The sequence below is a fragment of the Cytobacillus kochii genome, assembly GCF_044790165.1.
GTDB classification, from domain to species: domain Bacteria; phylum Bacillota; class Bacilli; order Bacillales; family Cytobacillaceae; genus Cytobacillus; species Cytobacillus kochii.
On the sequence record NZ_CP085254.1, the window covers coordinates 2,138,532 to 2,157,921 of the forward strand.

Below are 19,390 nucleotides of genomic sequence, written 5' to 3' on the forward strand. Positions count from 1 at the left end.
TGAAGATGGTGAAAGTTTTTAGGGCGTTTGTATTTGTGCTCATATTAATTATTATTCTATTGTTATTTATCCAATATTTATTCGGTTCATTATTTAAGTATAAAGATGTACCCTTACCAGTTGAGGTTCATCCCGAAGTAAGAGCTAAGACAGAACAGCTAATCACATCATTAGAAGACAAAGGAATCAATATATTGATTACAGATGATTATCGCAGTTTACATGACCAAGATGAGCTGTATGCAAAAGGGCGAACTGAAGAAGGAAAGATTGTCACACATGCTAAAGGTGGAGAATCGTATCATAATTATGGGTTAGCTGTTGATTTTGCACTAGTCACAAAAGGTGGAGAAGTAGTATGGGATATGACATATGATGGGAATGGAAATGGCCAAGCTGACTGGGATGAAGTAGTTGCAGAAGCGAAAAAATTAGGTTTTGAATGGGGTGGGGATTGGCAGCATTTTAAAGATTACCCGCATCTACAATATGACTTCGGTTTATCGATTAATGAATTACAAAGGGGGAAAAGACCACCAGAAGAAGAATAAATACGGTAAGGGAGGGATTGAGTGTGGTGGATATTGCTGCTGTAACAAAAGAGGAAGGCTTTGATCTGCATTTGCATACGACTGCTTCAGATGGTGAACTAACACCTCTTGAGTTAATGCAATATGCTGTTGAAAAAAGATTAAAGACTATCAGTATTACAGATCACGATACGATTAATGGTGTGGAAGAGGCATATAGCATCTCCCACAATCTCCCTATTCAACTCATTAGAGGGATTGAGCTATCATCAACATATAAAGACAGAAGAATTGATATATTAGGATACAATATTCACCCAACTAATCATCTTAAAAAAAAACTTGCATTTATTTATGAAAATCGGTTAGATCGTGCCAACAAGATGGTAAAACTGTTAAACTCTTATGGTGTGCATATTAATATGAGAGATATTAGAAAACAGATGGTAGGAGAGCTAATTTGTCGTCCCCATATTGCCATGGCTATAGTTGAAAAGGGCTATGCATCGTGCAAGAATGATGCTTTTCGGCGATACATTGGTGATGATAGCCCAACACATGTTCCACTCGATACGATGTCTGTGGAAGAGGCGATTGCCACTATTCATGAGGCTGGTGGACATGCTGTGCTAGCTCATCCCCGTCTCATAAAAGATGATCAATTAGTGTTAGAATTACTGCGTTTAGGTCTCGATGGTATTGAAGTTTGGCATCGCAGGCATACGAGTAAAGATGTGAAAAAATACAAAAGAATGGCAAAAAAATATGAGATTCTGCAAACAGGTGGATCAGATTTTCATACATATGCCCACTATTTGGGTGAATTTGGTTATAAACGATAATAGAATTATGGAGGTTTGTCATGCCTATTTGTCAACATTGTCATCACAAATGGAGTTGGATGCAAACATTTAAAAGACTATTTACTATTAGAAGGACAATAAGGTGTATGTATTGCGGTGAAAATCAATATCAAAGTGTAAGGTCAAGAAAAGTTACTTTCTTTCTACCGCTCGTTACCTCATTTATGATCGCTTTTATTTATCTTTTTAATCCTTCGCAAAACATTGTATATCTATTCAGTGGCTTCATATTTATCCTTATTTGTCTTGTCATGCCTTTTTTTATCCGTTTCATTAAGGATGATGATGTAATGTAGTGAACTAATGAAGAACTAAATTTTTGCTTGCTATGATGATATGGTAAATACCATTTCATCATAGCTTTTTTTCATTATATATACTCCACTGGCTTCTCCCCCTTAGGTATATGTTTCAATTTTATCTTTCAAAGACTTGCCTATAGCAAAGTCGAGATACAAGCATAAATTAATATTAGATAAAAAAAGTGCTATGGTCTAGTAATAGAAAGGAAAGGGAGTGAAGGGATGAAGATCATGACAATTTTGGGGACAAGGCCAGAAATTATTCGCTTAAGTTTAATCATAAAAAAACTCGATCAATTAATTGATGAACATCTTATTGTACACACTGGTCAGAATTTTACAAACGAATTAAGCGATATCTTTTTTAAAGAACTAGGCTTAAGACAACCTGATTATATATTAGCATCAAAACAACAATCACTAGGAAAACAATTAGCAAAAATGTATAGCGAGCTAGAAGGCATATTACAAGATGAGGCACCAGATAAAATTCTCGTATTAGGAGACACCAATAGTGGACTCAGTGCTATTTTAGCTGAGCGCATGGGTATTCCAGTATACCATATGGAAGCGGGGAATCGTTGTTATGATTTAGAAGTGCCTGAAGAGAAAAACCGCCGTGTAATTGATGCGATTTCAACAGTTAATCTTCCTTATACACCAGGAAGTAAAGAAAATTTATTAAGAGAGGGGATAGCCCCACAAAGAATTTATACTTCAGGCAATCCGATTAATGAAGTCATCCAACACTATTCGCCACAAATTAATCAAAGTAATATCTTAACCTCATTATCACTACAAAAAGGAAATTATTTGTTACTTACTGCACATAGAGCTGAAAATGTCGACCATCAAGAAAGGCTGCTTGAGATCTTAAATGGTGTTAATCAAGTAGCTGATCATTTTAATAAACGTGTCATTTGCAGTATTCATCCCCGCACAAAATCCAAAATCGATCACCTTACCGATTTCGTTCTACATCCATTAGTCGAATTCCATCAGCCATTTGGTTTTTTTGATTTTGTACAACTTGAGAAAAATGCTTTCTGTGTATTAACGGATAGTGGAACAGTCCAAGAGGAGTGCTGTTTATTCTATATTCCAACTGTTACGATCCGCCATACAACAGAAAGACCTGAAACATTAGCCTGTGGAAGTAATATGATTTCTGGTATTGATGCAAAAAGAATACTTTTCTGTGCAAAAATAATGACGAGTCAGCCGACAAGTTGGAAATTGCCTGAAGGCTACGAAGCAGAGGATGTTTCAGATAAAGTAATCAAACTACTATTAGGGGGACTGACAGTTGTTTAAAGATAAAATCATCTTAGTAACCGGCGGTACAGGGTCTTGGGGCTATGAACTCGTCGAACAATTACTTTTCTTTCAACCGAAAGAGATAAGAATACTATCTAGAAATGAGTCAAATCAATTTTCAATGAAGGAAGCATTCGATCATCATCCTTCATTACACTTTTTAATTGGAGATATAAAAGAAAAGGATGCCATGATTGAAGCAACACAAGGAGTACATTATGTTTTTCACCTTGCGGCACTTAAGCATGTTCCTGTATGTGAAGACCAGCCGATTGAGGCATTAAAATCCAATGTGATTGGAACACAAAATGTCATAGATGCAGCGATTATTAATAAAGTGGAAAGAGTTGTATATATATCCACAGATAAAGCTTCTAACCCGTCGAACTTCTACGGTTTATCTAAAGCGATGGGGGAGAAATTGATTATCCATGCCAATACTTTAAACTCGGCCACAAAGTTTGTTTGTATAAGAGGAGGAAACGTACTTGGTACAAATGGAAGTGTCATTCATGTGTTTAAGAGACAAATACAAGAAAAGGGAAAGGTAGGCATCACCGATCCAAGAATGACAAGATTTTTCTTAACAGTAGAGGAAGCGATCAAATTGGTATTTAAAGCAACTTTTGAAAGTATCGGTGGCGAAACATTTGTAATGAAAATGCCAGCATGTAAAATTACTGACCTCGCTGACTTATTAATTGAAGCATCAGGAAAACCGAATATTGGAACAGAAATTCTTGGAGTAAGACCAGGAGAAAAAATCCATGAACTTTTACTATCAGATTATGAAAGTACAATGACCGTCACTTATGATGATGAATACTATGTTATCCTACCCTCTATCCATATCGATGGTTTGAAGGCTTATTATAAAGATTATCAACCAATTAATCTAGAAGAATATAATTCTGGTCAATCGTTAATGGATAAAGAGGAGCTGAGAAAGATGTTGAAGAAGGGCGGGTTTATTTAAAATGAAATTATTAATTTTGGGAGGGAAGGGCATGGCAGGTCACATGCTTGCCTCCTATTTTCATGCTTATTCCACCTTTGACGTCTACACAACTTCAAGAGAACATTCAGAAAGTGATCATCAACTATATTTAGATGTGACCCGTACAACTGATGTCGAAGAGGTTATAGATAAGGTACAACCGGATATCGTTATAAATTGTGTTGGTATCTTAAACGAGCATGCAAGTGCTAATACAAAGCTTGCCTTTCAAGTGAATAGTCTGCTGCCACAAGCGTTGGCAAGTATTATGGAAAAAAGGGGCGGTCGTCTCATCCATATTAGTACTGACTGTGTGTTTTTAGGCGATAAGGGTGGCTATACTGAAGAAGACATAACAGATGGTACATCTATTTATGCGCAATCGAAGCAATTAGGTGAAGTATCTTCACCTCCCCATTTAACTGTAAGAACATCAATTATAGGTCCGGAGTTAAAGAAGGATGGTATCGGCTTATTCTTATGGTTTATGGAACAAACAGGTACCATAAAAGGTTTCAGTAATGTGTATTGGAATGGCGTAACGACTTTCGAATTAGCGAAAGCGATTCATCAAATGATCAAGGAGGATATACAGGGACTGTATCATCTGGGTATGCATCAAGCTGTTTCTAAATATGAGCTCTTATCTTTAATAAAAGAAGTATTTCACAAAGAAGATGTATCGATTATCTCTGATGATGTAGTAAAGTTAGATCGAACAGTGCAAACGGTAAGGAAAGATTTTTCTTATCCACTACCATCATATAAAGAAATGCTCATTGAGCTTAAAGAAGAGATGGAAAGAATGAAGGAAAGAGAATAATTGTCATCAGCTATAAGGAAAAACTGCACCTCTAATGGTTAGACACATGACCTAACAATTGGAGGTGCAGTTCATCCTTAAATTCTGCGGAGGGTTCGTTTGTATGTTTGCCATCTCATTATTTAAAACTTATACGATTATTCGCATTTAGATTTTTAGCGAAACAAACCGGATTGATCGTTTTTTTGAAGTTTTTTCTGTATCGCCTGATGATAGAGGCATAGTACTTGTTTAATGGCATTTGCTAACGACCAGTGATGAGTAGCAAACTCAAATGCGCTTATACCAATACTTTTTCTGACCTTTTCTTCATGTAGTAAGAATGCGATTTTTTCAGCTAGTTTTTTTGAATCTCCTATCGGTGTTAGAAATCCTGTTACGCCATCTTCAATCATTTCAGGTATGCCTCCTACATCACTGGCGATAATAGCTAATCCTGATAGTTGTGCTTCGATAATTGATAAGGGCTGGTTTTCTGAGAGTGTTGGTAAAATGAATAGATCAGCTTGTTGTAATAGAGAGGGGACATCATTTCTTTCTCCTAAAAAGAGAATTTGATTTCTTAAGTGATAATCATTCGTTCGTTTTTGTAGATGCTGTTTTACTTCGCCATCACCAATGATCCAACAACCCCAGTTATTATTTTGTTCTTTCACATATGACAATGCTGTGATCAAATACTGTACACCTTTTGCTTTAATGAGTCTACCTGTATATATTAATAGTTGTTGTCTTTTTTTTCTTTTTCTAATATGGTTTGCAGGTTTTGCAGCTCGTAATAAGAAATCATCAATATCAAACCCATATTGAAGGATAGTTAGTTGATGACTCTTTGATGTGAATATCATTACATAAAATACGTTTCATCCATTCATTAGCTACAATAGTGGTATAACCTGCCCTTTAACCGGTGTATTCTAAATTCTTAAAATACGATAAATTCTCCAGTTTTGATAAAGGATCTTGGAAAAACTGTTCTTTTATTTCTTTTGTCAGGGATCCATGTATAGTTGTAATGAGAGCCGGGTGTTTGAGTTTTAAGTGATCAATTGCACGGGCTGCAATAACGTCTTGTTCATGTATGATATGCTTCCAAATCCATTTGAGCAGCTGCCTTCTCGTATTCCTTGCTTTGATAAGCGGTATATTTAATAATTTATTCATCAGGCGGAAGTTCTGTATGAGGCGGTGTAATCGGAATATTAATATCTTTATTAATAATAATGACATGACGGTTTTGTGTATTAAACCCCATTAAATCTACCTCATGACCTTCTGCCTCGAGCCCTTTTCTTAACTGATTCATCTAATTCCACACTCCCCCTAAGTGAGGAATCGCCCAATACGTAGCTAGAATCTTCATAAAAAAGCTTCTTTACATTAAGTTAGCTTTTGTTTTTCATAAATTGATAGGTTTGTAGTAAGCCCTCGTCGATAGAATGGTGTGGTACCCAATTGAGTTTCTGTTTGATTTTTTCTCGGGAAAGGCAGCTATCTTTTATATCTCCTTGGCGACTTGTAACATATTGTTTCTTTATCGGCTTAGAATGAATATGCGAAAGTTTTTCAATGATTTGATTAACTGAAGTTTTTAAACCTGTGCTCACGTGATAGGTATCATTTGTGATTTGTTTACTAGCAGACACATTTGCAAGAACGATATCGTCGACAAATATAAAATCTCGTGTTTGTTCACCATTCCCGTGGATATTAAGTGATTCCCCGGATAAAATCTTTTGAAGGAAAACAGCAATAACACCACCTTCTCCTTTGGGTGTTTGTCTAGGACCATACACATTGCCATAGCGTAATATCGTATAGGGTAATTGATATAAATGGTGGTAAAGGCGGATATAATTTTCTGCTGCATATTTTGACATACCGTAGTAGGAGATTGGTTGAGTGGGATCTGTTTCGTGAATAATATCCTCCGATGATTCTCCGTATACAGCGGAGGTAGATGAGAATATAAATTGCTTTACTTTTGCTTGTACACTAGCTTCTAGTAGATTGATTGTACCTACGATATTAATATCTGCATCTGTAGTTGGATATTTGATTGATTTTGTTACATCTGCTTGAGCAGCAAGATGGAAAACAAGATCAGGTTTTATGGTAGAAAAATGCTGCTTTATTTTGTCACTTCTTATATCACAATCAAGAACGATTGACTCAGGGTGGAGATATTTTTGTGTACTAGATGAAAAGTTATCAATCACATATACTTTTGCCCCTTCTTTTATAAAATAGTCCACTAAATGTGAACCAATAAATCCTGCTCCTCCACTAATAACAATATTCATGATTGTTCCTCCCTAAATTTGCTTTGTCTTCAAGGCTTTTTGGTAAACGGCAATAACACGATCAATGGCTGGGCCTAAACGCCAGTAATCATCTGCGAAATGTTTGGCACGCATCCCGAGATTATTTAAGAATGCTGGCTCTTGTAAGAGATAAGCAATCGTTTCATAAAGGGGGTAGGCGTTTTTTGGAGGTACTAGCATGCCTGTCATACCATGTTGAATCATCTCGGGGACACCACCGACTTGACAAGCGATAATGGCTTTCCCAGAAAGTTGTGCTTCAATAACAGATAAAGGTTGGTTCTCAATTAACGTTGGTAAAATAAGCATATCTGACTGTTGTAATAAGGCAGGGATATCATCTCGTTGCCCTAGAAAGACAATATCTTTCTCTAGTCGTGCTTCTTTAACAAGTTTTTTCAATTCGTTTTCTTCAGGACCGCTCCCTACAAGCCAACATACCCAATCATGTCTTGTTTTCTTAAGCATTGAAAGTGCTTCAATGAGAAACCTAACCCCTTTGAACGGTGTGAACCTACCTGTGAAAATGATTACTTTTTTATTGCGTGGTTTTTTCATATTGGTCGTTTCCTTCGCGCTAGCGGTAAAAGCTTCAATATCATAGCCGTAGTGTAAAATGTTTAATTGCTGACTCGATACATCGAATTGGGAGATCAATTTTTCATACATCCATCTGTTCGCCACAATGGTACAGTCGCTAGCTTCAGCTCCTTGTTTTTCGAGTTGACAGAAATATTGAACACCTTCTATGGAGCGATTTTCTATTTGACCATGATAATGGGCATCAATAATTTCTTGAGCTACACATCCATGCATGGTAGTAACTGTTGCCGTTTGAGGATGTTTTAATCGATTGACCGCTATAGAAGAGAAAATATCCTGGGCATGTATGACATTATATTCGCTAAGGTCAATTTGTTTGAAACAATTTATATATATGTCTAATAAGGAAGAATAAGAGCCAATAATGGGATCATTACTCTCAGCCATAGGTGGTTGTCCAGCGGGCGTAGGGATAAAAATATTACGATTAATGACCGCAAGTGCTTTATGACCTTGAGTAAAACCAATGATATCTACTGTATGACCAAGTAGTTCATACCTATTCTTTAGTTGGTTCATATATTTCCATACGCCCCCAACATGCGGAATTTGCCAAAAGGTTGCAAATAAAATCCTCATATGTTCCTCTCCTTTTTGATTGTCCACATACTATGTATATGCAGTGCGCTATAATCGGTTATAGACGGGTATACCAGCTAAATATCTTAAATAGAAAGGCTTTGTTCAAATTAAAACGCGGACAAAATATGATAAAAACATATATTGTCCGTGTTTTGCGTCATTCAGAAATTAATCAGAATAGGCTGCTGCATAAAATGTTTCTGGTCCTGTTCGTGTTGGAAATAATACAACTCCGCCTCCTACATTGATTGTTGCGCGATAAATTGGAAAAGTCGTTGTAGCAATGGGGTTGTAATCGGCACCATTGAAAGATAAGACAGTAGTTGAAGCTACTCCAAGACCTGCAACTGCTAATGTTTGTGTGGCTGAATAAATAAGTGTTGGGGTACCGTTCACCACACGATATACGTTTACGACAATTGGTGTTAACACTGAAGCTAATGAAGTGAAGGCGGCACTGATAGAAAATGTTACACGTGGATTAGCACCAGCTCCTGCTAAATTCAACCCTAATGTACCGAATAATGCAGGTGTAGCTGTCACAGGTATACCAATCTGACCATTTGCTGTTGAGTTTTGTGAACTTTGTGAATCTAAAAATGTTCCCAATATGTTCACCTCCTTTGCTTGTCAGTTAGTAATACATTATGTGAATGGAGTGAGAGGTGCTTGGACAAGTTTCACCATTTTTTTTACGATTTGAGCCCGAAACAAATAGACAAACTCTTCATATGCTATTTAGTAAGTTGTTCGAATTGGAGAGTGAGAGGGGCAATATGGGTAAAGGGAAAAAGATCCTTATTACTGGTGCTGGTGGGTTTACGGGACGGCATGCATGTGATTTCTTTCATAATCAAGGTTATCAAGTATATGCATTAATGAGGAATCAGCCAATATTATCATTACCTTATAAGGTAATCAATTGTGATTTATTATCGCTTGAACAAATTGAAGAAGCAGTAAATGTCAGTAAGCCTGATTATATTTTACATTTAGCTGGAAGATGTAGTGTTTCTGATTCATGGGAACATCCAGTAGATGTATTAAGTGTTAATACGATGGCAACAGCCAAATTAATAGACGAAGCTAGAAAGCATGTGAAACACTGTCGCATTCTTATACCGGGTTCTGCCTTAGAGTTTGAATCCAATCAAATAGACACACTGAAAAACCCTTATAGTCTTAGCAAAACGATACAAGTCATACTGGCAAAGTCCTGGATTCAGCTCTTTGAAAGCCAAGTCATCTTAGCTAAACCCACGAATTTAATTGGGCCAGGAAATTCGACGGGGATTTGTGCCATTTTAGGTCAACGAATTGCAGAAATAGAAACAAAGCATTCTTATAATAAGGAAGAAGCGATAGAGATTGCTGTCAATGCTAAAAGAGATTTTCTCGATGTAAGAGATGCAATAAAAGCTTACGAATTGTTGTTAAGAAAAGGAAAAGTTGGAGAAGTGTACGAGATTTGTTCTGAAACATCTTACACACTCCTTGAAGTGATGGCTATTTACAAATCTCTTACAAATGAAAATATTCATATTGAAGAAGTGGAAGAGTTACGACCATCTTATGTATCATCAATGAGTGCACAAAAATTAAGAGAATTAGGTTGGGTGAGAGACTACACGTTAAAAGAATCTTTAAATGATGTGTTAACTCACTTTAGGAATAAGATAAAGAAGGACGTGTAAATATGGAGCCACTAGTTTCGGTCGTTATTCCTTTTTATAATTGCCAATATGTCGATCAAGCAATTGAAAGTGTATTACAACAAACGTATCAAAATATAGAATTAATTGTTGTCGATGATGGTTCAACTGAATACGTACACTTAGTGCAAGCGTATAAAGATAAACTAACCTATATTTATCAAAGAAATAAAGGAACAGCAGCTGCATTAAATACGGGAATTAAAGCTGCTAAAGGTAAATATATTGCCTGGTTAAGTGCCGATGATTTATTTGAACATGAAAAGATTGAAAAACAAGTAGATTTTATGGAAGATCGTCTAGTGGATATGAGTTTTACAAACTATGATATCATCAACGAAAATAATGAAGTTGTGATGAAAAACTTAACGATTAATTTTCTATCTACCAATCATATTTATGAAACATTTTTATACTACAACCCTGTAAATGGATGCACAGTCATGATAAAGAAAGATGTATTTAATGAAGTGGGCTATTTCAATACTCTATATAAATTCACTCAAGACTATGATATGTGGTTAAGAGTAGTCCTTGCCAAAACTTCAATAGCATTTATAAATGAAAGTCTAACAAAATATCGCTCTCATAGTAATTCAACATCAGCTAAAAATCAGCCGGCAATGAAAATGGAAATACGTAAACTCGAAGCCATTTATCGTAGAAAATTAAGGAAACTATTAAAAAAGTGGATATGAAATAATACTAGTTTTTATAAAATAGTGATCTGGATGAATACATGCCAAATGAACACTCTGAATATGGAGTGTTTCTTTTTTTGCATAATACTTTGTGCGTTCTAATTGTAAAACTGATAGAGATCCTTAAAAAAAATGATTGCCGATTAGGTAAACCCAAAGGCGAATACATCAATGGAAGTTAAGATACTGAGTTATACTAATAGAGTAAAAACAGAATTGAGCAGTGTAATGTACTGCTCAATCCATTTCCTAATGTATGATTATTACAATCCACTTTGTTTCAATTCCTTAAAGAGGCTACTGAATAAATAAAATATTTAGATGAGTAGTTGCAACGTATTCCTTATAAGATGACATTACGTTCACTTAGAAAACTACAGCTTAGTATCAGGTTTGGTATTAGATTTTTAGTTGTTTTCCATTCATAAAATATATTTTAGTTACTTACTGGTAATGTACTTGTCATTATTTTCTTGAAATTCTGAGCATATAGCGAGGGGGCAAAGTTCTTTTTTACATGGGATACTGCGTTATTAATAATCGTCTGTCTGAGCGTCTGGTTTTGAATCAGTTCTACACCTTCTTTAACAGCTTCTTTTGGGTTGCCAATTTCATAGTATTTACCGGTAACATTATGAGTGACAGCTGTTCTTATACCGCTAGAGTCAGTTGTGAGTATCGGGCATCTACAGCTCATCGCTTCTAATGCTGTTAAGGGGGCACCTTCTATTTTGGAGGTCGAACAAAGAAATCCACCAGAATCACTAATCATGGAAAAGTAGTCAGCCATTTTCTCATTAGGAATGTTCGGTAATAAATTGATGTTTTTTTCTAAATGGTACTTTTTCATCGTCTTTAAAAAATTTTCTCTATCTTTAGGGAAAGATAATGTTGGATCTTCAAAAAGGTAGACTTGTAGCTGATTACGTAGTTTCCTTTTTAGTAGAAAACAAATGTTCAAAAATTCCTGCCAGTTTTTATTATCCTCGATCCGACCAACCCAACCAATAATTGGTTGAACAAAACTTTTGCCAGTCGCTTTATAGTTAAAGTGACTGCAGTCAAAGCAATTATTAAATTCATACTTAGGAACATTTGGGAACATCTCACTTAATAATGTGGAAATATGGGGAGTTCTTGGATTAAGAAAACCATCAATATCTTTCTCTGCTAATGTTTTACCGATAGAAAAACCATATCTTGTTTGTTGTATAGACCCATAACCTTGGATTTCAACAAAGATTTTACCATTGTACCCACTTTTTTTGATAGCAGGCACCATTTTAAAATCGGAAGTAATGACAATGGCGTCATATTGATGTTTCTTTATAAGGGTAATAATTTCTTCTTCATCACTTTTAATAAATACAGGATTATAGTGTTCATTTATATAATTTCTACGGTTTTCATAATATAGAAAATGACAAGTGATTCCTACCTCCTTTAAAGCAATACTTCTTTGTCGATTTAAGGTTTCGACTCCTCCACTTGGTACATAGAATATAAATAATACTTTCAAGATGTACTCCTCCTATCACATTTATCCTCTAATATTATAAATATGCTTAAGTCTCACATGTGGTTTGGACAATACGTCTAGAAAGAAAGAACGGAGTGCATTTAATTTATGGATAAAGTTTCAGTAGTCATCCCTTTTTATAATTGCCGGTATATTGATGAGGCAATTGAAAGTCTGCTTGCACAGACATATGGAAATATCGAAATTATTGTCATCGATGATGGGTCCACATTACATCTTGATAAACTTGAACCATATAAAAAACAGGTTACTTATGTAAGGAAGGAAAATGGAGGCACAGCTACAGCTCTCAATGCTGGCATTCAAATTGCAACAGGTAAATATTTTTGTTGGCTTAGTGCCGATGATAGCTATAAGCCAACAAAAATAGAAAAACAAGTAAAGTATATGGAAACATATGGCGTAAGAGCTTGTTATACCGGCTGTGAGACAATTGGGAAGAGTGATTCACAAATAGATGCTTATTTTAATCAAACCTATTCATTGAGAAGCCACTTTTTAGGAGCTTTAATAAATATATGTTTTATTCACGGTTGTACAGTTATGCTGCGTATGGATTTATTACGCGAAGTTGGTCCATTTGATGTTAGTTATCGATATACACATGATTATGAGATGTGGTTGCGGGTTGGCCTAAGTGAGGAATTTCACTATCTTACTGAAAAGTTAGTGAATTATCGTGTGCATGAAGAAATGGGGACAGTGCATCATCAAAGAGAAATAAAGCAAGAAGTTCTCTTCATAAAGAGGCAGTATCGAAATCATGTATTAAAAAAAATCTCAGAGCTAAGAAGGGGTGGGCATTAGGAAGAAAATATACCTGCCGTCAAACAATATGTTTTGGCAGGTAGGGTTATATCAATTACACTTAGGATTGATCCTTTAACCAACTAGTTCTGACAGTAAATAATAATAAAGTAAGTCGTAAGTTTGGCGAATACTCTTTTCATGCGTGCGCTCAAAAGCGTGAGAAGAATCGATTCCTGGTCCGATTAATCCGTGAATAATATCAAATCCGGCTCTAATAGCGGCAGATGCATCGGAACCGTAGTATGGATAAATATCCACTTTATAACCGATTTGATGTTCTTCTGCGAGAGCGACTAAATGTTTACGTAATTGATAATGATAAGGCCCACTAGAATCCTTCGCACAGATAGAAACCGTATATTCATCAGTTGCCTGTCCATCACCGATCGCTCCCATATCCACAGCTAAATATTCTACTGTTTCGTCAGTGATATTTGAATTGCCTCCATAACCAATTTCTTCATTATTTGAAATGAGGAAATGAGTTGTATAAGGTAATTCAATACGAGCAGTAGTGATATCTTTCATTAACTGCAGTAAAATAGCTACACTTGCTTTATCATCTAAATGTCTAGATTTGATAAATCCAGCGTTGGTTATTTCCACTCGTGGATCAAATGAAACAAAATCTCCTACGGCAATTCCTAGTTTTTTAACGTCTTCAATGGAGTGTATTTCTTCATCTAAACGTACTTCCATATTATTTATATTTCTTTCCGCTGTCCCAGCATCTTTATATACGTGAACAGAGGTCTGATGCATGAGAATCGTACCAGTATATTTTTTTCCACCTGACGTTTCTATTTGACAGTACTCGCCTTCAATAGAGTTATAACGAAACCCACCGATTAGATCAATTTTTAATCTGCCACTCGGCTTAATTTCCTTTACAATGGCTCCTAATGTATCCACATGTGCAGTTAACATCCTATGTTGGGAATTGTCTTTGCCAGTAATTGTTGCGATTAGAGCACCTTTGCGATTTTTTCTTGTTTGTACGCCAAGTTCATGCAAATATTCCTCAACGAATGAAATTACTTCATATGTATTCCCTGATGGACTAGGGATGGAAACTAAATCTTTTAATAATTGCAGTGTTTCTTTCGTTTGAAAGTGAGTCAAATTTGTGAGCCTCCTATATGTTTAATTGTCTATTATTATACGCCTTTTTAGTGTGTCTGAACATGCCAGGCATTTTATTGTTTTTGTGATTGATATTCTCTTTTTTTAAGCTCTTGTATGGCAAGTATTTTTAGTGAAAGAATTTCTTCATCACTAAAATGCTTATTAACGGTGTCCATTAATTTTTCCTTATCTTTCTCCGTTAACCCATGTTTTAGTTTTGTAGAAAGATCCTTGATGTCTTGATTGCTGAAGGTTTGTGTTACTTTAGTCATGGCTTCTGATCTCGTTTTGATCGGTAAGTCCGTTTTACTTAAGTTCATTGTTGCAATCTCGTCTTTTTCATTGATATATGACAGGATTGTAGGGTCGTTTAATAATTTTTGCATGTCTTCTTCTTGCAGCGTGTCAGCCAGTTTTGAAGCTGCTTGATAGGTGACTCCCTCTAGCACCGCAAAATAAATAAGTATAGCGGTGAAAACCGTTGTTAAACTTATGAAAGAAATAAATATGATTTTCTTTCTAGACATAGAGAGCTTGCACCTCCTTTTTTTCTTTTAGCATATTTTAACATTAATTGAGGATGTTCACGTACAAATTAGTTAAATCTTTTGTGATTTTCGCAATGTTAAAATCTTTTAATAATGCTTGACGAATTTCTTTCATTTCTACAAGTTTTTTTTCATGAGTCATTAATTGGAGGATGTCATTTTTGATATTCCGTTGATGAATAGGTTGATCTGCCTGATGATCAGCAAAATGACCATATTTCATTTTTTCCCAGTTTTCTTTTGTCACAATTCCACTATAACCTTTTGCTCCTGCTGCTATAACAGGAACTTCGCAGCATATCGCTTCCATTGCTGTTCTTCCGGTTCCTACAACCGCATTAACGGAATAGTAAAAGGGGCGTAAATCTTGTTGTGAGCCTAATAAATGAACGTACGGTGTTGCTCTTTTCCGATTCATCGCTTTAATCATATTATGAATTTGTTTCGTTCTAAAACCTTCCCCAGCAACAAGTGCATATAGGTTTGGTTGTCTCAATTCTGCAATGGCTTTTAACAGACGCATGCAAATATCTGCTTTATCAAATTCGAGCCGGCTGGCATAAAAGACAACAAATCCTGTTTCTGGGATATGAAGGTTTTTTCTTACAGTTAGATCAGATTGATAAAAATAATCATTTCCATCAATGCCATTGGGAATGAAGGTAGATGACAGATTATATTGATGAACCAATTGCTCTTGAACGAATTGGCTAACAGTAATGATTTGGTTACATTTTGGAAGTATTTTTAATAACTCTTCTTTTCGGTTATAGAGGCCATGAAGGGTGTAGACATAGGGGATGTTATGTTTTTGTGCCATATGAAGGAATAAAATACCTGAATATACTTGATGACAATGAATGAGATCAATTTGATGGTTATGAATGATTTCTTCTATTTTTGCTTGTAATTCATTAGATTTTTTGTCAAAGGTGGTCGGGATATTAACCTCATAGACAGGAATGTTCTCTTGCTTAAAATTGTCTCCTAATACGCCGGGTCTCCCGATGACAATAATCGTATAACCCATGGCTTTTAATGCTTTACTAATTGTCAATATATAAGTTACTGTTCCGTTTGCTCCTAAGTGATCAGCTACCATTAATATGGATTTCATCTTAACACTTCCAATCATGTTTTTTTTACATTATATGTGGATTGTTTAAGGAATTGTTAGAAAAAAGGCGTTTGTACTGGGAAACTCGTCCATTCAGTTTGAGGAAAACGACATAAGATAGTTAGTGATTAAGGAGTGAAGGGAGGGTATTACAATATGTTATGTACTGACTCTAAGAAGAAACATCGTTACCAAGGTGGTAAGGAAAAAGAATGGTTAGAGGGTTGTGAAAAACCATCTCATAACAATGACTGTGGTGATGACTTCTGTAATTTTGAAGGACTAAGAAATGAATTAAAACGCTTAGTCGGCACTTTTGTAGAAATTGAAACAACAGGTGGTCCAGTAGAAGGTGTATTAGCAGCAGTGAGAAAAGACTATGTTGTTGTTACTGATGGTACTTCAACTTTCTTTGTTCCATTTAGAAATATTCAATCAGTTATTAATTTAGGATAAGGAGGGTTTATATTGTCTAGAGGGTTTTCTGGATTAGCACCAACTATTGCAGAAGAGCTAGAAGGTTACATCGGACGTACAATCACTGTAGTAAGTAACTTTTCTTCTCAAACAGGCGTCCTTTTACGCGTAGATGAAGGTTCACTTGTGTTAGCACGTGTCGTATCTGGTTATTATTCAAATGAAACGGACGAGATTATTATTCCGTTATGTAATGTGAGTTATGTAGAGTTACCAGTAGTTTAATGATGACTTAAAGCCTTCGAAGGTCTTTACCTTTGAAGGCTTTCTCATTTTTATTTATGTAGCAGGACGATATCAAAAAGCTGCATTTTTGAAACTTTATTATTTTTGTCTTCGTCTTCAATAGGAGCAAGCTTATATCATATTACATTTTTATTTATAAAAGAACGTGAAAGAGGTTTTATCATGGAAGAAAGTAACAATAAATATATTTTATTTCATACGATTTTTCTCATTGCATTAAGTAGTTTTGTTATGAAGCTCTTGATTACATATAACACACAGTTTGGAATGGATATTGAGCTGGGAACGCAAATGATTATATTAGCTACACATATTTTAAGTTCTGCTAGCTTATTTTTTATCTTGTATATATTTAATAAACGTAAACAAATGATTTATTTACTTATCATGGATCTTCTTTTAACCATTCTTCTTTATGCAAATGTTGTATACTATCGATTCTTCAATGATTTCATTACAATACCAGTCTTAATGCAAACAAGAACAAATGGGGGGCAATTAAGTAATAGTGCCTTAGCTCTCATGCAGCCAATAGATATTCTCTTTTTTATAGATTTGATCGTGTTGGTCGTCCTTTTGACCGTATTTAAAGTTAAGGTTGTTGGAAATCGAAGCATGAAAATGGCATTGATAGGCCTTTTCATAGGAGTAATGATGGTTATAGGAAATGTCATTTTAGCAGAAAATGATCGACCAGGGTTATTTCAGCGCTCATTTGATCGCGCCTATTTAGTCAAGTATTTAGGGTTATACAATTTCACACTTTTTGACATTTATCAAAATATACATGCGACGAGTGAAAGAGCAATGGCAGATAGCGGAGATGTGGTGAAGATTAAAAAAGAAATTCAAGATCGCTATGTTTCGCCTTCTAAGGATTATTTTCAATTGGCGCAAAATCGCAATGTGATAGTAGTCTCAATGGAATCATTACAAGATTTTGTAATCAATACGAAAATAGAAGGGAAGGAAGTCACACCTTTTCTCAATTCTTTAGTAGAAGATGAGGAGACGTTTTATTTCGATCAAATCTATAATCAAACGGGTCAAGGTAAAACATCGGATGCTGAGTTCATTCTTGATAATTCTTTATATGGCATGCCGCAAGGGTCGGCCTATGTAAATAAAGCGCAAAATACCTTTCAATCTACACCAGGAATATTAAAGGAATATGGTTATACATCTGCTTCCTTTCATGGGAATTATCAAACATTTTGGAATCGGAATGAAATGTATCGTTCTCAAGGCTATGACCGTTTCTATGATGCATCATATTATGATATGAATGAGAGAAATACGAAGAATTATGGATTGAAAGATAAACCTTTTTTTGAAGAGTCGATGCCAATATTAGAGGAATTACCTGAACCTTTTTACGCAAAATTTATTACATTATCCAATCATTTTCCTTTTGAAATGGACGAATGGGATACAAATTTCCCACAAGCTAATACAAATGATAAGGTTGTTAATCAGTATTTCCAATCGGCAAATTACCTAGATTCCGCATTATCTAAGTTTTTCACAGATTTGAAAAAGAGTGGTCTATATGACCGTTCTATTATTGTCCTTTATGGTGATCACTACGGAATTTCAGAGAATCATAATGAAGCGATGGCAGAGATTATCGGCAAAGAAATGACGCCAATCGAAAGTCTAAAATTACAACAAGTCCCCGTTTTTATTCATATCCCTGGAGTGAAAACAGGAGATTATCCTCAACCTATCGGCGGACAATTAGATATTAGGCCTACACTTCTACATTTATTAGGGGTTGAAACCAATCATTATTTAGGTTTAGGAACAGATTTATTAGCCAAAGGTCATATCGAACTTACGCCATTGCGAAATGGTGATTTTGTCTCGAATGATATAAGTATGATTAATCGGCGTTTTTATGATAGTAAAAGCGGGAAAATGATACCGTATGAGGAGGAATTTGATCAACTGACACAAGCTGCAAGAGAAAAACTTGATCTTTCAGATGAAATATTAACAAAAGATTTATTAAGGTTTTATCATCCAGCAGGGTTTACCCCTATCAATCGTGAGGACTATCACTATGTTCAAGACGGTGAAGTGGAAAGTTAAAGTATTGAATGTGGACTTCGGGTTAAAATATAGCAAACAACTTATAATCAATGTTATACTTCATACATTGAGAAATTGATTAAGGGGGATAAAAGATGAGCGAATGCAAATTGGATCACACAATGACTGATGTAAAAAATAAGTATATAGATCAGCAATCGTATTTGCCTAAGGATTTGCATGCAAAGTTCGACCTTTTTTTCCAAGAAGAACATAGCCAAGAAATCCTAAACGATGTATTTCACTTATTAAAGAAATACGATTTAGCTGATGAAGAGGAGCAAGAAACGAGAAATAATCGTCTTCATTTGGTCTTAAGAAATGTTTGATGATAAAGCGAGAGGACTTTTGTTCTTTCGCTTTTCATTTGTTGTTGGGCAGATGCGTGTAAAATGAAAAAACTCTTAGTGGTGATATTGATTTAAAGCATTTCAATGTCGCACTCATAGAATTAGCCCAAGCTGAGAGCTTCACAAAAAATAAAGAAATCAGGTCTCCACAAGGCTATATTATCTCCTTCAGAGAAGAGTCCAAAACGATGAGTTGTCAATAGGAAAGGCAAATGCCCTCTTCTTTCTCAAGCGAAAGAGGGTATAATCTTCTGTCTTTTAAACTTGCACAAAGGTATTTTAGACTTGCGGATTTTTATTTGTTCTTAGTTTATCGTACTTTTGAACGTTAT

23 protein-coding genes are annotated in these 19,390 nt (G+C 35.3%); 13 read left to right on the forward strand and 10 right to left on the reverse strand.

Annotation, left to right across the window (positions count from 1 at the left end; all coding sequences use genetic code 11):
- The first annotated feature begins 5 nt into the window (after nt 1-5).
- From LG276_RS11185 to LG276_RS11210, 6 genes are all read left to right on the forward strand, one after another.
- Nucleotides 6-551, forward strand: a complete 546-nt coding sequence (locus tag LG276_RS11185) for a M15 family metallopeptidase (RefSeq protein WP_224936645.1) — start codon at nt 6-8, stop codon at nt 549-551.
- A gap of 23 nt (nt 552-574) precedes the next feature.
- A complete protein-coding gene (locus LG276_RS11190) occupies nt 575-1,372 on the forward strand; it encodes a PHP domain-containing protein (protein WP_251161528.1) in 798 nt (265 codons plus the stop codon).
- A gap of 59 nt (nt 1,373-1,431) precedes the next feature.
- Complete coding sequence (locus LG276_RS11195; RefSeq protein ID WP_404294416.1) at nt 1,432-1,689, forward strand: hypothetical protein; 258 nt, start codon at nt 1,432-1,434, stop codon at nt 1,687-1,689.
- Nucleotides 1,690-1,917: 228 nt separating this feature from the next.
- Nucleotides 1,918-3,009: a non-hydrolyzing UDP-N-acetylglucosamine 2-epimerase gene (gene wecB, locus LG276_RS11200; RefSeq protein WP_251161529.1), complete on the forward strand. Its 1,092-nt coding sequence runs from the start codon at nt 1,918-1,920 to the stop codon at nt 3,007-3,009.
- The gene (locus LG276_RS11205; RefSeq protein WP_224936338.1) at nt 3,002-3,988 is read left to right on the forward strand and encodes a polysaccharide biosynthesis protein; all 987 of its coding nucleotides are present in this window, start codon (nt 3,002-3,004) and stop codon (nt 3,986-3,988) included. Before wecB ends, LG276_RS11205 begins: the two co-directional genes overlap by 8 nt.
- A gap of 31 nt (nt 3,989-4,019) precedes the next feature.
- A complete protein-coding gene (locus tag LG276_RS11210; RefSeq protein WP_404294298.1) occupies nt 4,020-4,832 on the forward strand; it encodes a dTDP-4-dehydrorhamnose reductase family protein in 813 nt (270 codons plus the stop codon).
- A 155-nt stretch (nt 4,833-4,987) separates the two neighbouring features.
- On the opposite strand, the gene LG276_RS11215 is transcribed toward LG276_RS11210, so the two are convergent.
- From LG276_RS11215 to LG276_RS11240, 6 genes are all read right to left on the reverse strand, one after another.
- Nucleotides 4,988-5,680: a glycosyltransferase gene (locus LG276_RS11215; RefSeq protein WP_251161530.1), complete on the reverse strand. Its 693-nt coding sequence runs from the start codon at nt 5,678-5,680 to the stop codon at nt 4,988-4,990.
- Between the two features lie 55 nt (nt 5,681-5,735).
- Nucleotides 5,736-5,996 (reverse strand): hypothetical protein, encoded by a 261-nt coding sequence (locus tag LG276_RS11220; protein WP_251161531.1) that lies wholly within the window; start codon nt 5,994-5,996, stop codon nt 5,736-5,738.
- Complete coding sequence (locus LG276_RS11225) at nt 5,989-6,138, reverse strand: hypothetical protein (protein WP_251161532.1); 150 nt, start codon at nt 6,136-6,138, stop codon at nt 5,989-5,991. Before LG276_RS11225 ends, LG276_RS11220 begins: the two co-directional genes overlap by 8 nt.
- Nucleotides 6,139-6,217: 79 nt before the next feature.
- Nucleotides 6,218-7,135, reverse strand: a complete 918-nt coding sequence (locus LG276_RS11230; protein ID WP_251161533.1) for an NAD-dependent epimerase/dehydratase family protein — start codon at nt 7,133-7,135, stop codon at nt 6,218-6,220.
- A 12-nt stretch (nt 7,136-7,147) separates the two neighbouring features.
- Nucleotides 7,148-8,338 carry a glycosyltransferase family 4 protein gene (locus LG276_RS11235; RefSeq protein ID WP_251161534.1) on the reverse strand — a complete coding sequence of 397 codons (1,191 nt, stop codon included), beginning with the start codon at nt 8,336-8,338 and terminating at the stop codon, nt 7,148-7,150.
- Between the two features lie 171 nt (nt 8,339-8,509).
- Nucleotides 8,510-8,950 (reverse strand): hypothetical protein, encoded by a 441-nt coding sequence (locus tag LG276_RS11240; RefSeq protein WP_251161535.1) that lies wholly within the window; start codon nt 8,948-8,950, stop codon nt 8,510-8,512.
- A gap of 167 nt (nt 8,951-9,117) precedes the next feature.
- Here LG276_RS11240 and LG276_RS11245 point away from each other — a divergent pair, with 167 nt between their 5' ends.
- Nucleotides 9,118-10,035: an NAD-dependent epimerase/dehydratase family protein gene (locus tag LG276_RS11245; RefSeq protein ID WP_251161536.1), complete on the forward strand. Its 918-nt coding sequence runs from the start codon at nt 9,118-9,120 to the stop codon at nt 10,033-10,035.
- Between the two features lie 2 nt (nt 10,036-10,037).
- Nucleotides 10,038-10,751, forward strand: a complete 714-nt coding sequence (locus tag LG276_RS11250) for a glycosyltransferase (protein WP_251161537.1) — start codon at nt 10,038-10,040, stop codon at nt 10,749-10,751.
- A gap of 439 nt (nt 10,752-11,190) precedes the next feature.
- On the opposite strand, the gene LG276_RS11255 is transcribed toward LG276_RS11250, so the two are convergent.
- Nucleotides 11,191-12,273, reverse strand: coding sequence for a glycosyltransferase family 4 protein (locus LG276_RS11255; protein ID WP_251161538.1), 1,083 nt, complete (start codon nt 12,271-12,273; stop codon nt 11,191-11,193).
- Nucleotides 12,274-12,381: 108 nt separating this feature from the next.
- Between LG276_RS11255 and LG276_RS11260 the strand changes: the two genes are divergently transcribed.
- Nucleotides 12,382-13,101: a glycosyltransferase gene (locus tag LG276_RS11260; protein ID WP_251161539.1), complete on the forward strand. Its 720-nt coding sequence runs from the start codon at nt 12,382-12,384 to the stop codon at nt 13,099-13,101.
- Between the two features lie 75 nt (nt 13,102-13,176).
- On the opposite strand, the gene LG276_RS11265 is transcribed toward LG276_RS11260, so the two are convergent.
- From LG276_RS11265 to LG276_RS11275, 3 genes are all read right to left on the reverse strand, one after another.
- Entirely contained in the window at nt 13,177-14,199 is a 1,023-nt protein-coding gene (locus tag LG276_RS11265; RefSeq protein ID WP_373370914.1) for a M42 family metallopeptidase, read from the reverse strand.
- Between the two features lie 101 nt (nt 14,200-14,300).
- Nucleotides 14,301-14,756 carry a hypothetical protein gene (locus LG276_RS11270; RefSeq protein ID WP_224936350.1) on the reverse strand — a complete coding sequence of 152 codons (456 nt, stop codon included), beginning with the start codon at nt 14,754-14,756 and terminating at the stop codon, nt 14,301-14,303.
- 43 nt (nt 14,757-14,799) lie between these two features.
- Nucleotides 14,800-15,894, reverse strand: coding sequence for a glycosyltransferase (locus tag LG276_RS11275; protein ID WP_251161541.1), 1,095 nt, complete (start codon nt 15,892-15,894; stop codon nt 14,800-14,802).
- 156 nt (nt 15,895-16,050) lie between these two features.
- Here LG276_RS11275 and LG276_RS11280 point away from each other — a divergent pair, with 156 nt between their 5' ends.
- The 4 genes from LG276_RS11280 to LG276_RS11295 all read left to right on the forward strand — a co-directional run bounded on the left by LG276_RS11280 (nt 16,051) and on the right by LG276_RS11295 (nt 19,037).
- Nucleotides 16,051-16,350, forward strand: a complete 300-nt coding sequence (locus LG276_RS11280) for a DUF2642 domain-containing protein (protein WP_224936352.1) — start codon at nt 16,051-16,053, stop codon at nt 16,348-16,350.
- 12 nt (nt 16,351-16,362) lie between these two features.
- Nucleotides 16,363-16,596, forward strand: a complete 234-nt coding sequence (locus LG276_RS11285) for a hypothetical protein (protein WP_224936353.1) — start codon at nt 16,363-16,365, stop codon at nt 16,594-16,596.
- Nucleotides 16,597-16,779: 183 nt separating this feature from the next.
- Nucleotides 16,780-18,708: an LTA synthase family protein gene (locus LG276_RS11290; RefSeq protein WP_251161542.1), complete on the forward strand. Its 1,929-nt coding sequence runs from the start codon at nt 16,780-16,782 to the stop codon at nt 18,706-18,708.
- Nucleotides 18,709-18,803: 95 nt separating this feature from the next.
- A complete protein-coding gene (locus tag LG276_RS11295) occupies nt 18,804-19,037 on the forward strand; it encodes a group-specific protein (RefSeq protein WP_224936355.1) in 234 nt (77 codons plus the stop codon).
- Nucleotides 19,038-19,390 lie beyond the last annotated feature (353 nt).

Coding starts and splice junctions, on each gene's coding strand:
- LG276_RS11275 (WP_251161541.1), bottom strand. CDS start 15,894: ATGAAATCCATATTAATGGTAGCTGATCACTTAGGAGCAAACGGAACA.
- LG276_RS11235 (WP_251161534.1), bottom strand. CDS start 8,338: ATGAGGATTTTATTTGCAACCTTTTGGCAAATTCCGCATGTTGGGGGC.
- LG276_RS11250 (WP_251161537.1), top strand. CDS start 10,038: ATGGAGCCACTAGTTTCGGTCGTTATTCCTTTTTATAATTGCCAATAT.
- LG276_RS11220 (WP_251161531.1), bottom strand. CDS start 5,996: ATGAATAAATTATTAAATATACCGCTTATCAAAGCAAGGAATACGAGA.
- LG276_RS11210 (WP_404294298.1), top strand. CDS start 4,020: ATGGCAGGTCACATGCTTGCCTCCTATTTTCATGCTTATTCCACCTTT.
- LG276_RS11245 (WP_251161536.1), top strand. CDS start 9,118: ATGGGTAAAGGGAAAAAGATCCTTATTACTGGTGCTGGTGGGTTTACG.
- LG276_RS11295 (WP_224936355.1), top strand. CDS start 18,804: ATGAGCGAATGCAAATTGGATCACACAATGACTGATGTAAAAAATAAG.
- LG276_RS11280 (WP_224936352.1), top strand. CDS start 16,051: ATGTTATGTACTGACTCTAAGAAGAAACATCGTTACCAAGGTGGTAAG.
- LG276_RS11215 (WP_251161530.1), bottom strand. CDS start 5,680: ATGATATTCACATCAAAGAGTCATCAACTAACTATCCTTCAATATGGG.
- LG276_RS11225 (WP_251161532.1), bottom strand. CDS start 6,138: ATGAATCAGTTAAGAAAAGGGCTCGAGGCAGAAGGTCATGAGGTAGAT.
- LG276_RS11195 (WP_404294416.1), top strand. CDS start 1,432: ATGCAAACATTTAAAAGACTATTTACTATTAGAAGGACAATAAGGTGT.
- LG276_RS11290 (WP_251161542.1), top strand. CDS start 16,780: ATGGAAGAAAGTAACAATAAATATATTTTATTTCATACGATTTTTCTC.
- LG276_RS11185 (WP_224936645.1), top strand. CDS start 6: ATGGTGAAAGTTTTTAGGGCGTTTGTATTTGTGCTCATATTAATTATT.
- LG276_RS11270 (WP_224936350.1), bottom strand. CDS start 14,756: ATGTCTAGAAAGAAAATCATATTTATTTCTTTCATAAGTTTAACAACG.
- LG276_RS11230 (WP_251161533.1), bottom strand. CDS start 7,135: ATGAATATTGTTATTAGTGGAGGAGCAGGATTTATTGGTTCACATTTA.
- LG276_RS11260 (WP_251161539.1), top strand. CDS start 12,382: ATGGATAAAGTTTCAGTAGTCATCCCTTTTTATAATTGCCGGTATATT.
- wecB (WP_251161529.1), top strand. CDS start 1,918: ATGAAGATCATGACAATTTTGGGGACAAGGCCAGAAATTATTCGCTTA.